This is a genomic window from Salinarimonas sp., from assembly GCF_040111675.1.
In the GTDB taxonomy this organism is placed as follows: domain Bacteria; phylum Pseudomonadota; class Alphaproteobacteria; order Rhizobiales; family Beijerinckiaceae; genus Salinarimonas.
The window spans coordinates 4,599,461-4,612,225 of sequence record NZ_CP157794.1; the positions used below are offsets into that span (position 1 = coordinate 4,599,461).

Here is a 12,765-nt window from a genome sequence, read left to right on the forward strand (position 1 = left end):
GCTCATGGCTCCTTGTGGCCCTTCATGGCGGCCTCGAAGGCCGCGAACGTCGTGCGCGAGCGCCTGAGGGGGCGCGCCACCTGGATGGCGATCTTGTCGTCGACGCGCCCGACGCGCCCTTGCGTCAGCCGCCAGTCCCCGCAGCGCAGGGTGACGAGGTCCGAGGGCTTGGCGTCGAGCATCAGGGTGTCGCCGACCTCGAGCTTCATCACCTTGCGAAGCGGCAGGCGCATCTCGTGCAGCACCGCCTGGACCTCGAAGTCCGCCTGCCAGATCTCGGTGGCGAGGTGACCCTCCCAGACCGCGTCGCGCCCGAGCTTCTCGCCCATGAAGCTCTGCAGCAGGAGCTCGCGGATGGGCTCGATCGTGGCGTAGGGCAGGAGGATCTGCAGCGTGCCGCCGCGGCCTTCCATGTCGAGCTTCAGCTCGATCAGGATCGCCGCGTTGGCGGGCCGGGTGATGGTGGCGAAGCGCGGGTTGGTCTCGATGCGGTCGACGTCGAACTTCACCTGCGAGAGCACGCCGAAGCAGGTCTCCGCGTCCGCGAGGACGAGCTCGACGAGCCGCTTGACGAGCTGCATCTCGATCGTGGTGAAGGGGCGGCCGTCGAGACGGGTGCCCTGGTTGCCGCGCTTGCCGCCGAGCAGCAGATCGAGGGTGGCGTAGGCGAGGTTCGACTCGATCGTCACGAGCCCGGACCCGTCCCAGCCCTCGGCGTGGAAGACGGCGAGCTGGACGGGGAGCGGGATCGAGTTCAGGTAGTCGCCGAAACGCACCGAAGAGATGTTGTCGAGCTGGACCTCGACGTTGTCCTGGAAGAAGTTGCGCAGGCTCGTCGACAGGAGGCGCACCATCCTGTCGAAGATGATCTCGAGCATGGGCAGGCGTTCGTACAGGACGACGCCCGAATCGACGATGGCGCGGATGCCGCCCGCGCCCGACGCCGACATCTCGTGCAGCGAGAAGCCGAGCAGCTGGTCGATCTCGTCCTGGACGAGGATGCGGTCGGCGCCCGCGAATTCCGGCGAGGAATCGTCCTCGGCCTCGTCGATCATGGTCGCCCATTCGGCGGCCATGTCGGAGGCGGCGGCGGCCGTGCCCTGCTCGGCGAGCGCCTGGCCCCATTCGTCGGCGAGGGAGGCGTCGGCCTCCTCGCCCGCCTTCTGCTCCATCAGGGCCGCGGCCCAGTCGTCGTCGAGATCCTCGGGCTCGTCCGCCATGGCGCGCTCCCCTACTGGACCACGACTTCGCCGAACAGCACCGCGTCCACCTTGGCCGGGTGGACGGCGATGTTGACGCGCCGCAGCAGCTCCTCGCGCAGCCGGTAGACGCCCGCCGAGCCGTGCAGGTCGGAGGGGCGCAGCTCGCGCACGTAGGTCTGGAAGGCGTCCTCGATGCGCGGCATCAAGGGCTCGATCTCGGAGACGGCCTTCTCCTCGGAGACCTCGAGACGCGCCGTGAAGCGCAGGAAGCGCGGCCGGTCCTCGTTCGGCTCCGGCGAGAGGTTCACCGTCATCTGCGGCACCTCGATGAAGGCCGCGGGGCGCGTCTGCGCCGGCTCGGCCTCGGCGACCGCACCCTCCGCCGGCTCCTCGCCGCCGGACAGGAGGAAGAACGCCCCCGCTCCGCCGCCGATCAGCAGCACGGCGGCGGCGGCCGCAATGAGGACGAGCTTCTTCTTCTTCGAGGGAGCGGCGTCGCCGCCTTCGCCCTCGACCTCGGCCTCTTCGCCCTTGCGCGGTTTCTTCGCCATCGGCCCCCTCGCGCGACAGCCCGTCGACACGTCCGGCCAACATTCGCCGGGCAGGGTTAACGCCGCGTTAAACCGGCAAAACCTGCCGGGCGGTTCTTGCCGGGCGGCGACGGCGCACCGGCGTCAGGGTGAACGGTCCGTTTCGCCAACCCCCTGATATCACGAGCTTTCCCGCATATCCGCAGAGCTGGCACGGGCCTCGCAACGAGAGAGGCGCCGGGTCCGCGCTGGGGAGCGCTGGCGGCCCGGCGGGGACAATTCGGGGACAAGGAGCGTCTCTCATGGAGAATACGCTTCTCATCGGCCTGTCGCGCCAGGTGGCGCTGGCCCGTGAGCTGGACGTGATCGCCAACAACATGGCGAACGTCAACACCAACGGTTTCAAGGCGCGGTCGTCGCGCTTCGAGGAATACGTCGACCCCGACGCCTCGATCGAGACCTTCCCGTGGCCGGACCGGGACCTGTCCTACGTCATCGACGCAGGGACCCCGATCGATCTCTCCGACGGCGCGGCGGAGCCGACGGGCAACCCGCTCGACGTGGCGATTCGGGGAGAGGCCTTCTTCACCGTGCAGACGCCGGCGGGCGAGCGCTACACCCGCAACGGCGCCTTCCAGATCGACCCGCAGGGCCGCCTCGTCACCTCCGACGGATTTCCGGTGATGGGCGACGGCGGGCAGATCCAGCTCGAGCCGGGCGACACGGACATCGTCATCGCCGCGGACGGCTCGATCTCGACCCGCCAGGGCGCGCGCGGCCGCATCGCGCTGGTGCGCTTCGATCAGCCCGAGCTGCTCTCCAACGTCGGCGCGAACCTGTTCGCGCCGCTCGAGCCGGCGCAGGCGCCGGTCGCGGCCGGCGCCGCCGCGCGCGTGGAGCAGGGCTTCGTCGAGCGCTCCAACGTTCGCGCGGTCTACGAGATGACGCGCCTCATGGAGGTGAGCCGGGCCTACACCCGCATCGCCTCGACCCTGTCGAGCCTGACCGACCTGCAGCGCACCGCCATCCGCACGCTCGGCGAAGCGGCGTAACCGAACAGGAGACGCACCATGCGCGCCCTCTACTCCGCCGCGACCGGCATGATGGCCCAGGAGCTGAACGTCCAGGTCATCTCCAACAACATCGCCAACATGCGCACCACCGGCTACAAGCGCCAGCAGGCCCATTTCCAGGACCTGCTCTACCAGACGCTGCGCCGGGCCGGGGCGACCACGTCCGAGCAGGGCACGCAGACGCCCGCCGCCATCGAGGTCGGCTCGGGGGTGAAGGCCGTCTCCACCGCCCGGGCGATGACGCAGGGCAACCTGACGCCCACCGAGCGCGATTTCGACGTCGCCATCCGCGGGGAAGGCTTCTTCCAGATCCGCCTGCCCGACGGACGCGCCGCCTTCAGCCGCGACGGCGGCTTCGATCTCGACGCGCAAGGCCGTCTCGTCACCAAGGACGGCTACGAGGTGGAGCCGGGCATCGTGATCCCGCAGAACGTGCGCACGGTCTCGATCGGCGCCTCCGGCGTCGTCGAGATCACGACGGCCGACCAGGCCGAGCCGCAGGAGGTGGGCCGCCTGCAGCTGACCCGCTTCGTCAACAAGAGCGGCCTCGAGTCGATCGGCGACAACCTCTTCCTCCAGACGGCGGCCTCGGGCGAGCCGGTCCAGGGCAACCCGACGGCCGAGGGCTTCGGCTCGCTGCAGCAAGGCTACCTCGAGGAGGCGAACGTCAACGCGGTGACCGAGATCTCGGCGCTGATCTCGGCCCAGCGCGCCTACGAGATGAACTCGCGGGTGATCTCGGCCGCGGACCAGATGCTGCAGGCCGCCACCCAGATGTTCCGGGGGTGACGTGACATGAGAAGCCGCATCGACGACCCGATCCGGCCGGGCGCCGGCCGCCTGCCCTTCGCGACCCTCGTGCGCGCCGTCGCGCTCGTCGCGCTCGGGCTCCTCGTCCTCGCCGCCGCCACCCGGCCCGGCCTCGCCGCCGGCGCGACGCCCTCGCTGCGCGGCGACGTCGTCGTCTCCGGCGACGTCGTGCGCTTCGGCGACCTCGTCGCCGACGCCCCGGCGGACGCGGCCGCGACGCCGGTCTTTCACGCCCCGGCGCTCGGCGCGATCGGCACCATCCAGGTGGCGCGCATCCTGATGACGGCCCAGGCGCTCGGCATCGAGGGCGTCGCCACCGCGGGCCGCGAGGAGGTGACCGTCACCCGCGCCGCCCGCCGCGTCGGGCAGGACGCCATCGCCGCCGCGCTCGCCGCGCAGGTGGCGGAGGCCGCCGGCCTGCCGGCGCACGAGATCGAGATCGCCTTCGACGGGACGCCGCCGACCCTGCTCGTCGCGCCGGACGTCGCCGAGCCGGTGGCGATCGCCGATCTCGCCTACGATCCCGCGACCCGCCGCTTCTCCGGCGCGGCCTATATCGGCCCGCACGCGGCCGAGCGTCGGGCGCAGGCGCCCGTCAGCGGCGTCGCGCGCCGCGTGGTCGAGGTCGCCGTCCTCGTCCGCGAGATCCCCCGCGGCGAGGCGGTCTCGGCCTCCGACTACCGGATCGAGCGTCGCCCCGTCGAGCTGACGCCGGCGGACGCCCGCCTCGACGCCCTCGCGCTCGAGGAGCGCGTCGCCCGCCGCACGCTCACCGCCGGCGCGGCGCTGCGCCAGGGTGATCTCGAGCGGCCGATGCTCGTCTCGCGCAACGACGTGGTGCTGATGCTCTACGAGCGCGGCGCGCTGACGCTGACGTTGCGCGGGCGCGCCCGCCAGGCCGGCGCCCGCGGCGACGTGATCGACGTCGAGAACCCCGTCTCCGAGCGCATCCTGCAGGCCGAGGTGATCGGCCCGGGCACGGTGCGCGTCGGCCCCGCCTTCGCCGGCCGCGTGGCCGCCCTGGCGCAGTGAGGACCGCCCGATGCAGACCCTCTCCCTTCGCGCCGGGCTCCGGGCGCTCGCCATCGGCGCCCTCGCGCTGACGCTCGGCGCCTGCGCCGCCGCCGACCGCCTCGCCAATGTCGGCCGCGCGCCGGCGCTGACGGCCATCGAGGATCCGACCGCCCAGCCGGGCTACGTGCCGGTGCGCATGCCGATGCCGACCCCCGAGGTCGTGTCCTTCGCCCCGAACTCGCTCTGGCGCCAGGGCGCGCGCGGCTTCTTCAAGGACCAGCGCGCCGCGCAGGTGGGCGATCTCGTCACGGTCCGGGTGCGCGTCACCGACCGGGCGCAGATCGACAACCAGACCCGCCGCTCCCGCCAGAACGGCGAGAATCTCGGCGCGGGCGGCCTGTTCGGGCTCGAGACGCAGTACAGCCAGGTCTTCGGGGACGACGTGCAGGCCGACGCCCTCGTCGCCGCGACGTCGGATTCCTCCAGCGCCGGCGCGGGCTCGATCCGGCGCTCGGAGAACCTGACCACCAACGTGGCCGCGGTGGTCACCCAGGTGCTGCCCAACGGCAACCTCGTCATCGAAGGCAAGCAGGAGATCCGCGTGAACTTCGAGGTGCGCGAGCTCATCGTCGCCGGCATCGTCCGCCCGGAGGACATCGAGAACGACAACACGATCGATTCGACCAAGATCGCCCAGGCCCGCATCGCCTATGGCGGCCGCGGCCAGATCACCGACGTGCAGCAGCCCCGCTACGGCCAGCAGGTGCTCGACGTGCTGCTCCCGTTCTGACGATGGCGCGCGCGACGGGACTCCCCTCTCCGAGGGAAAGTTCCTCTCGGAGAGGGGTTGGGGGTGCGGGGCGTCGAGCAGGGCTCGGCGAGTCGCGATCGAGGCGCCACCTACGGGCAGCTCTTCATCAGCGTCGCGATCGTTCTGCACGCCCCTCACCCCCGGCCCCTCTCCTCCAGGGAGAGGGGAGAGCCCGCATCGCCGTCGCGCTCCAATCCGCCAGGTCTTCCTCCCCCAGGTCTTCCTCCCCCTAGTCTCCCCTCCCCCAAGCTCCCCTCCCCCGGATCGGCGGAAAGCTCCCCTCTCGCCGCCGATCCGACCCCGAGCGGCCCCGGTCCACCCCGAAGGACCGGGGCCGGTCCCCCTCCCCCCGCGTCGGAACCGCTCTCGCCCGCTCCCCGTTGGCTCCGATAACCTTTGCCCTCGCGGCCCGGCCGACCTAAATCTCATGTCATGACCCGCACGTCCTTCCGCATCGCGCTCGCGCAGCTCAACCCCACCGTCGGCGACGTCGACGGCAATCTCGACCTCGCCCGCAAGGCGCGCGCGGAAGCCGCCGCGCAGGGCGCGGACGTGATCGCCTTCACCGAGCTGTTCCTCGCCGGCTACCCGGCGGAGGACCTCGTCCTCAAGCCCGCCTTCCAGGACGCCTGCCGTGCGGCGCTCGAGCGCCTCGCCCGCGAGACCGCCGACGGCGGCCCGGCGGTGCTGATGGGCCTGCCCTTCGTGGAGATGGGCACCCTCTACAATTCCTACGCCCTCCTCGACGAGGGCCACGTCGTCGCCGTGCGCCACAAGGTCGACCTGCCGAATTACGGGCCCTTCGACGAGAAGCGCGTGTTCGAGCCCGGCCCGCTGCCCGGGCCGGTGATGATCCGCGGCGTGCGCGTCGGCATCCCCGTCTGCGAGGACATCTGGGGGGAGGAGGTCGTCGAGTGCCTGGCCGAGACCGGGGCCGAGCTGATGATCGTCCCCAACGGCTCGCCCTATTGGCGCGGCAAGAACGACGAGCGCTTCTCCGTCGCCGTCTCGCGCGTGACGGAGACGGGGCTGCCGCTCGTCTACCTCAACCAGGTCTGCGGCCAGGACGAGCTCGTCTTCGACGGGGCGTCCTTCATCATCGGGGCGGATTCGTCCCTCGCCGGCATGTTGCCGAACTTCCGCGCCTGCGTCGTCACCACGCAATGGGAGAAGGACGCGGACGGCTGGCGCTGCGTCGAGGCGCCCAGGGACGTCAATCTCGAGGGCCCGCAGGCCGACTACGCCGCCTGCGTGCTGGGGCTGCGCGACTACGTCGAGAAGAACGGCTTTCCCGGCGTGGTGCTGGGCCTCTCGGGCGGCATCGATTCGGCGATCTGCGCCGCCATGGCGGTCGACGCGCTCGGGCCGGAGCGGGTGCATTGCGTGATGCTGCCCTACCGCTACACCGCTTCGACCTCGCTGGAGGACGCCGCCGCCTGCGCGAAGGCGCTCGGCGTGCGCTACGACATCCTGCCGATCGCCGACGCCGTCGAGGGCGCCGGGCGCGTTCTGGAGCCGCTCTTCGCGGGCACAGAGCCCGGAGTCACCGAGGAGAACATCCAGAGCCGCACCCGTGGCACGCTGCTCATGGCGATCTCGAACAAGTTCGGCGCCATGGTGGTGACCACGGGCAACAAGTCCGAGATGTCGGTGGGCTATTCGACCCTCTACGGCGACATGAACGGCGGCTTCAACCCGGTCAAGGACCTCTACAAGACCGAGTGCTTCGCACTGTCGAAGCTGCGCAACCGCTGGAAGCCCGCCTTCGCGCTCGGCCCCGACGGCGAGGTGATCCCCGAGCGGATCATCACCAAGCCGCCGACGGCGGAGCTGCGCGAGAACCAGACCGACCAGGATTCGCTGCCGCCCTACGACGTGCTCGACGACATCCTCTCGCTCCTCGTCGAGGGCGAGACCCGCGTCTCCGACATCGTCGCCCGCGGCCACGACGTCGAGACCGTGCGCAAGGTCGAGCGCCTGCTCTACATCGCCGAGTACAAGCGCCGCCAGGCCGCCCCGGGCGTCAAGGTCACCCGCAAGAACTTCGGCCGCGACCGGCGCTATCCGATCGTGAACCGCTTCCGGGATACGGGGGAGACGGCGTTTGCGGGGGACAAGGGGTTGTATCGGTCCGGTGGTGGGGCCGGGGGGAGCCGGGTGGATCTGGATTTTTAGGCCCCACACATTCCACAAGATCGCCCAGGAAATCCGGACTAAGCTCCCGCCGCGCCGCGCGCCCATGCCTGCGTGCTTCCGCACCCGCGCCTGGAGTGACCGATGTTCGAGATCCTGCGCCAGCTCTTCTCCCCCGAGAGCCTCGCGCCCCACGGCATGTGCCTGACCTGGCGGCCCGAGCTGATCTACGCCCACGTCGTCTCGGACACGCTGATCGGGGCGGCCTACTTCTCCATCCCGCTGGCGCTCGGCGCCTTCGTGATCAAGCGCCGCGACGTGACCTTCGGCTGGGTGTTCTGGTGCTTCGCGCTGTTCATCCTGGCCTGCGGCGCGACGCACGTCTTCTCGATCTGGACGCTCTGGAACCCCGACTACGGCGTTCAGGCCGTGCTCAAGGGCTTCACCGCCCTCGCCTCGCTCGCCACCGCGGCGATCCTCTGGCCGCTCCTGCCGGCCGCCATCGCGCTGCCCTCGCCGGCGCAGCTGAAGAGCGCGAACGCCAGCCTCGAGGCGCGCATCGCCGAGCGCGACGCGGCGCTCGCGGCGCTGCGCCGGGAGATCGCCGAGCGCGAGAAGGCGGAGGCGGCCCTGCGCCAGTCGCAGAAGCTCGAGGCCATCGGCCAGCTCACCGGCGGCGTCGCGCACGACTTCAACAACCTGCTCGCGGCGGCGCTCAGCAGCCTGACGCTGCTGCGCAAGCGCCTGCCGGAGAACGACGAGCGGGCACAGCGGCTCGCCGCCAACGCGGTGACCGCGTGCGAGCGCGGCGCGGCGCTGACGCATCGCCTGCTCGCCTTCTCGCGCCGGCAGGAGCTGAACCCGCAGAGCGTCGAACTCGCCGCGCTGGTCGCGGGGATGGAGGACCTCTTGCATCGCTCGCTCGGGCCGATGAACCGGCTGGAGACCGATCTCCCGGCCGATCTGCCGCCGGTGCGCGCCGACGTGAACCAGCTCGAGCTCGCCGTCCTCAACCTCGCCGTCAACGCCCGCGACGCGATGCCCGACGGCGGACGCCTCGCCATCACCGGCGCCGCGGAGATCGTCGGCGAGGCCGATGCGCGCGGCCTCGCGCCGGGGCGCTACGTGCGGCTGTCCGTGCGCGACGAGGGGGTGGGCATGGATGCGCAGACGCTGGCGCGGGTGACCGAGCCGTTCTTCACCACGAAGGAGGTGGGCAAGGGCACGGGGCTCGGCCTCTCCATGGTGCACGGCCTCGCCGCGCAGTCCGGCGGCGCGCTCGTCCTGGCGAGCGCGCCGGGAGAAGGCACGGACGCGCAGATCTGGCTGCCCGCGGCCGAGCGCGACGGCGACGGCGAGCCGAAGGCGGTGCGCGGGACGGCGCCGTTGCCCGCGCCCCTGCCGGCGCCCACCCCGCGTCGCGTTCTCGTCGTCGACGACGATCCGCTCGTTCTCGCGAGCGTCGTCGACATGCTGATCGACCTCGGCCACACGGTGCTCTCGGCGAGCTCCGGGGCCGAGGCGCTGGCGCGGCTGGACGAGAGCGGCGACGTCGACCTCGTGCTCAGCGACCTCGCCATGCCGGGCATGACCGGGGTGGAGCTGGCGGAGCGCCTGCGCCGGCGCGACCCGAGGCCGAAGGTGCTGCTGATGACCGGCTTCGGCGATGTCGCCGGGCGCTTCCCACGGCTCGCCAAGCCGTTCGCGGAAGAGGAGCTCGCCCGGGCGCTGGCCGCGCTCGAGGCGCGCTGACGCAGCGCCCCCTATTCCGCCGGCTCGCGGTCGCGCAGGTTGGCGCGGAACGGATGCGCGGGGTAGGTGCCCAGGATCGAGAGCTGGCGCGAGAAGAAGGCGAGCTCCTCGAGCGCCCGCTTCAGCGCCGGCTCCTCGGGGTGGCCCTCCACCTCGGCGTAGAACTGCGTCGCGGTGAACTGGCCCTCGATCATGTAGCTCTCGAGCTTGGTCATGTTCACGCCGTTGGTGGCGAAGCCGCCGAGCGCCTTGTAGAGCGCGGCGGGAATGTTGCGTACGCGGAAGACGAAGGACGTGACGCAATCGCCCGCGGGCGCGATGCGGGCCGGCTGGGGCGAGAGGATGATGAAGCGCGTCGTGTTGTGGGCCTCGTCCTCGATGTCCTCGGCCAGCACGTCGAGCCCGTAGACCTCCGCCGCGAGCCGCGAGGCGATCGCCGCGCGGGTCGGGTCCGCGGCCTCCGCGATCTGCCGCGCGGAGCCCGCCGTGTCGGCGCCGACGATCGCGGCGAGGCCGAGCTTGCGCAGCGTGCGCCGGCACTGGCCCAGCGCCTGGACGTGGCTCTGCACGGTCCTGATCGTGGCGAGGCTCGCGCCCTTCACCGCCATGAGCTGATGATGGATCGGCAGGAAGTACTCCCCGACGATGTGCAGGCCCGAATCCGGCAGGAGGTGGTGGATGTCGGCGACGCGGCCCGCGACCGAGTTCTCGATGGGGATCATGGCGAGCTCGGCGTCGCCCTCGGTCACCGCGGCGAAGGCGTCCTCGAAGGTCGGGCAGGGCTTGGGCGTCCAGTCCGGATAGACGTCCCGGCAGGCGATGTGGGAATTGGCGCCCGGCTCGCCCTGATAGGAGATGATGCGGCTCATGACACTCGTCCTTCGAGGATCTCGCGGGCCAACGCGAGGGTTTCCGGCGTGTCGACGCCGAAGGGCACGTCGTCGATGATGGTCAGGTCGATGCGCATGCCGTCCTCGAGCGCGCGCAGCTGCTCGAGCCGCTCGCGGCGCTCCAGCGGCGAGGGCGGCAGCGCGACGAAGCGCGCGAGCGCGCCGCGGCGATAGGCGTAGAGCCCGACGTGATGGTGGAGCGGGCCCTCGCCCCAGGGGGCGGTGGCGCGGGTGAAGTAGAGCGCGCGCATGCGGCCCGGAGAGATTTCGCTGCCGATCGCCTTGACGACGTTCGGGTCCTCGCGCTCGCTCTCGCGGGTGATGACGCCGCACAGGGTCGCGATCGCGACCGCCGGATCGGCGAGCGGCAGCACGGAGGCCGCGACGGCGCGCGGGTCGATGGTGGGAAAATCGCCCTGGACGTTGACGACGACGTCGTGGCGGCCCTCCGGATCGAGGATCTCGGCGGCCTCCGCGATTCGGTCGGAGCCGGACTGGTGGTCGGCGCGGGTCATGACCGCGGTCCCGCCGGCGGCCTCGACCGCCGCGGCGATCTCGGGCGAATCGGTCGCCACCGCGACCGGGCCGATGCCGGCCTCGACCGCGCGGCGCCAGACATGGACGATCATCGGCGCGCCGGCGATGTCGGCCAGCGGCTTGCCGGGCAGGCGCGTCGCGGCCATGCGCGCGGGGATGAGGACGAGCGGATCCGACATGGATGTGGGGCGCCGTTTTCGTGAGCGTGGCGCGAGCCTTTAGCAAGCCGGCGCGGCTTTGTCATCGCGCGCGATCGGGGCCGTGTCGGCGGATGGGCGTTCGCGCGCACCGCCTCCGGAATGAGTGCGACCACGCGACCCGCCGTTTTTCGTTGCCAGAGGCCTTCGAATGGGTCTAAGCAACCGCCGCCGTAAGGCGCTTGCGCGCCTCTCGTTTCCCGTGTCGTCACCGCCGGCCGCGGCGGGTTGGAGTTTCGCATGAACTCGTTCGAGCTCAACAAGATCTTCGGCGCCGTGCTCGGCGCGCTCTTGTTCGTGGTCGGCATGAGCGTCCTGGCGGACATGCTCTTCACGCCCGAGCCCGCCGGCGTCGCCGGCTACGCGCTGCCGATGCCGGAGGGCATGGAGACCGAGGTGGCCGAGGCCGCCCCGGCGGAGGAGCCGCTGCCGGTCCTTCTCGCCAGCGCCGACGTCGCTCGCGGCGAGGCGGCCGTGCGCAAGTGCGCGTCCTGCCACAGCTTCGACGAGGGCGGCGCCAACGGCGTCGGCCCCAACCTGCACGGCATCGTCGGCGACGCGAAGGCCCATCTCGACAGCTTCGGCTATTCCTCGGCGCTGGCCGAGGCCGGCGCCGCCGGCGAGGTCTGGGGCTACGAGGAGCTCTACGGCTTCCTCGAGAACCCGCGCGGCTATCTCCCGGGTACGTCGATGGCCTTCGCCGGCATCCGCTCCGGCCAGGAGCGCGCCGACATCATCGCCTATCTCGCCTCGATCACCGAGAACCCGCCGCCGCTGCCGGAGGCCGCCGCCGCCGAGGGCGGCGAGGCGACGGACGCCGCCGCGGCGCAGTGATCGGCGCCACCATCCAGGTTCCGCGAAAGGCCGGGCTCGTCCCGGCCTTTTTGCTGTCGGCGTCCCGCGCGCGGCCTCGCTCTTGCGGCCCCGTTCTTGCGTCCCGATGTGAGGGGCGGAGCCCCGCCCTTCGGAGGGTCGCGCGGGCGGCTGCTCCGGTGTAGCCTGACCGGCGCCGCCGAACGGGCGTCTCGCGCAAGGATACCAAGCGTCGATCGATGAGCTCGCATTCGCATTTCCGCCTCCGCAGGAACCTCCTGTCCGGCCTCTTCGTGGTCATCCCGCTGTGGGTGACCTTCATCGCGGTCACGTTCATCATCGACATCCTGGTGGCGACGGGCCGCCCCTTCGTGCTCACCTTCGCGCGCAACGTCCGCTCGGACTACGCCGTGCTCGCCGATCTCCTCGCCCAGGGCTGGTTCCAGTCGACGCTCGCCCTCATCGTCGTCCTCGCCGGGCTCTACGTCATCGGGGCGGCGGCGAACGCCGTCATCGGCCGGCGCATCCTGCGCACGGTCGACCGCATCATCGACTACGTGCCCCTGGTCAAGACCATCTACTCCGCCACGCGCACGCTCCTGAACTCGCTCCAGACCGGGAATTCCAGCGGCCAGCGGGTGGTGCTCATCGAGTTCCCGTCGCGGGACATGCGCACGCTCGGCTTCGTCACCACGACCTTCACCGCGAGCGACACCGGCGAGGAGATCGCCGCCGTCTACGTGCCCACGACGCCGAACCCGACCTCGGGCTACGTCGAGCTCGTGCCGACGAAGCGGCTCGTCTATCTCGACTGGTCCGCGAACGAGGCGATGTCCTTCATCGTCTCCGGCGGAGCCATGACCCCCGGCAGCATCCGCATGAATCCGGGCCGCGCCGACGCCCCGCCCATCGCCCAGCCGGTGACCGCCGCGGGCGACCACCCTGCCGCGGACGCGCCGCGCGCGCCCGCCTCCCGCGATCCCGCCGACGCGGCGAGCTGACG

12 protein-coding genes are annotated in these 12,765 nt (G+C 71.5%); 8 read left to right on the forward strand and 4 right to left on the reverse strand.

Features of this window, described 5'->3' with window-relative positions; translation table 11 throughout:
• Window positions 1-2: 2 nt before the first annotated feature.
• Together fliM and fliL are read right to left on the reverse strand one after the other, a co-directional pair.
• Entirely contained in the window at window positions 3-1,220 is a 1,218-nt protein-coding gene (fliM, locus tag ABL310_RS21325) for a flagellar motor switch protein FliM (RefSeq protein WP_349369005.1), read from the reverse strand.
• A gap of 11 nt (window positions 1,221-1,231) precedes the next feature.
• Window positions 1,232-1,753, reverse strand: a complete 522-nt coding sequence (fliL, locus tag ABL310_RS21330; protein WP_349369006.1) for a flagellar basal body-associated protein FliL — start codon at window positions 1,751-1,753, stop codon at window positions 1,232-1,234.
• 281 nt (window positions 1,754-2,034) lie between these two features.
• Between fliL and flgF the strand changes: the two genes are divergently transcribed.
• The 6 genes from flgF (at window position 2,035) to ABL310_RS21360 (ending at window position 9,325) form a co-directional block, all read left to right on the forward strand.
• Window positions 2,035-2,784, forward strand: coding sequence for a flagellar basal-body rod protein FlgF (gene flgF, locus ABL310_RS21335; protein ID WP_349369007.1), 750 nt, complete (start codon window positions 2,035-2,037; stop codon window positions 2,782-2,784).
• Window positions 2,785-2,802: 18 nt separating this feature from the next.
• On the forward strand, window positions 2,803-3,594 hold the full coding sequence (flgG, locus tag ABL310_RS21340) for a flagellar basal-body rod protein FlgG (protein ID WP_349369008.1): 792 nt from the start codon (window positions 2,803-2,805) through the stop codon (window positions 3,592-3,594).
• Window positions 3,595-3,600: 6 nt separating this feature from the next.
• Complete coding sequence (gene flgA / locus ABL310_RS21345; RefSeq protein ID WP_349369009.1) at window positions 3,601-4,647, forward strand: flagellar basal body P-ring formation chaperone FlgA; 1,047 nt, start codon at window positions 3,601-3,603, stop codon at window positions 4,645-4,647.
• Between the two features lie 10 nt (window positions 4,648-4,657).
• Window positions 4,658-5,419: a flagellar basal body L-ring protein FlgH gene (gene flgH, locus ABL310_RS21350; RefSeq protein ID WP_349369010.1), complete on the forward strand. Its 762-nt coding sequence runs from the start codon at window positions 4,658-4,660 to the stop codon at window positions 5,417-5,419.
• Between the two features lie 453 nt (window positions 5,420-5,872).
• Window positions 5,873-7,615 carry an NAD+ synthase gene (locus ABL310_RS21355; protein ID WP_349369011.1) on the forward strand — a complete coding sequence of 581 codons (1,743 nt, stop codon included), beginning with the start codon at window positions 5,873-5,875 and terminating at the stop codon, window positions 7,613-7,615.
• 102 nt (window positions 7,616-7,717) lie between these two features.
• Window positions 7,718-9,325 carry a response regulator gene (locus ABL310_RS21360; protein ID WP_349369012.1) on the forward strand — a complete coding sequence of 536 codons (1,608 nt, stop codon included), beginning with the start codon at window positions 7,718-7,720 and terminating at the stop codon, window positions 9,323-9,325.
• Between the two features lie 11 nt (window positions 9,326-9,336).
• On the opposite strand, the gene ABL310_RS21365 is transcribed toward ABL310_RS21360, so the two are convergent.
• Window positions 9,337-10,194: a prephenate dehydratase gene (locus ABL310_RS21365; protein WP_349369013.1), complete on the reverse strand. Its 858-nt coding sequence runs from the start codon at window positions 10,192-10,194 to the stop codon at window positions 9,337-9,339.
• Complete coding sequence (locus ABL310_RS21370; RefSeq protein WP_349369014.1) at window positions 10,191-10,931, reverse strand: 3-deoxy-manno-octulosonate cytidylyltransferase; 741 nt, start codon at window positions 10,929-10,931, stop codon at window positions 10,191-10,193. The genes ABL310_RS21365 and ABL310_RS21370 overlap by 4 nt, the downstream gene beginning before the upstream one ends.
• Window positions 10,932-11,189: 258 nt before the next feature.
• Here ABL310_RS21370 and ABL310_RS21375 point away from each other — a divergent pair, with 258 nt between their 5' ends.
• Complete coding sequence (locus ABL310_RS21375; protein ID WP_349369015.1) at window positions 11,190-11,783, forward strand: c-type cytochrome; 594 nt, start codon at window positions 11,190-11,192, stop codon at window positions 11,781-11,783.
• Window positions 11,784-12,001: 218 nt separating this feature from the next.
• A complete protein-coding gene (locus ABL310_RS21380) occupies window positions 12,002-12,763 on the forward strand; it encodes a DUF502 domain-containing protein (RefSeq protein WP_349369016.1) in 762 nt (253 codons plus the stop codon).
• The last annotated feature ends 2 nt before the right edge of the window (window positions 12,764-12,765 follow it).

Coding starts and splice junctions, on each gene's coding strand:
- flgH (WP_349369010.1), top strand. CDS start 4,658: ATGCAGACCCTCTCCCTTCGCGCCGGGCTCCGGGCGCTCGCCATCGGC.
- ABL310_RS21370 (WP_349369014.1), bottom strand. CDS start 10,931: ATGTCGGATCCGCTCGTCCTCATCCCCGCGCGCATGGCCGCGACGCGC.
- fliM (WP_349369005.1), bottom strand. CDS start 1,220: ATGGCGGACGAGCCCGAGGATCTCGACGACGACTGGGCCGCGGCCCTG.
- flgG (WP_349369008.1), top strand. CDS start 2,803: ATGCGCGCCCTCTACTCCGCCGCGACCGGCATGATGGCCCAGGAGCTG.
- ABL310_RS21355 (WP_349369011.1), top strand. CDS start 5,873: ATGACCCGCACGTCCTTCCGCATCGCGCTCGCGCAGCTCAACCCCACC.
- flgF (WP_349369007.1), top strand. CDS start 2,035: ATGGAGAATACGCTTCTCATCGGCCTGTCGCGCCAGGTGGCGCTGGCC.
- fliL (WP_349369006.1), bottom strand. CDS start 1,753: ATGGCGAAGAAACCGCGCAAGGGCGAAGAGGCCGAGGTCGAGGGCGAA.
- ABL310_RS21360 (WP_349369012.1), top strand. CDS start 7,718: ATGTTCGAGATCCTGCGCCAGCTCTTCTCCCCCGAGAGCCTCGCGCCC.
- ABL310_RS21375 (WP_349369015.1), top strand. CDS start 11,190: ATGAACTCGTTCGAGCTCAACAAGATCTTCGGCGCCGTGCTCGGCGCG.
- ABL310_RS21365 (WP_349369013.1), bottom strand. CDS start 10,194: ATGAGCCGCATCATCTCCTATCAGGGCGAGCCGGGCGCCAATTCCCAC.
- ABL310_RS21380 (WP_349369016.1), top strand. CDS start 12,002: ATGAGCTCGCATTCGCATTTCCGCCTCCGCAGGAACCTCCTGTCCGGC.
- flgA (WP_349369009.1), top strand. CDS start 3,601: ATGAGAAGCCGCATCGACGACCCGATCCGGCCGGGCGCCGGCCGCCTG.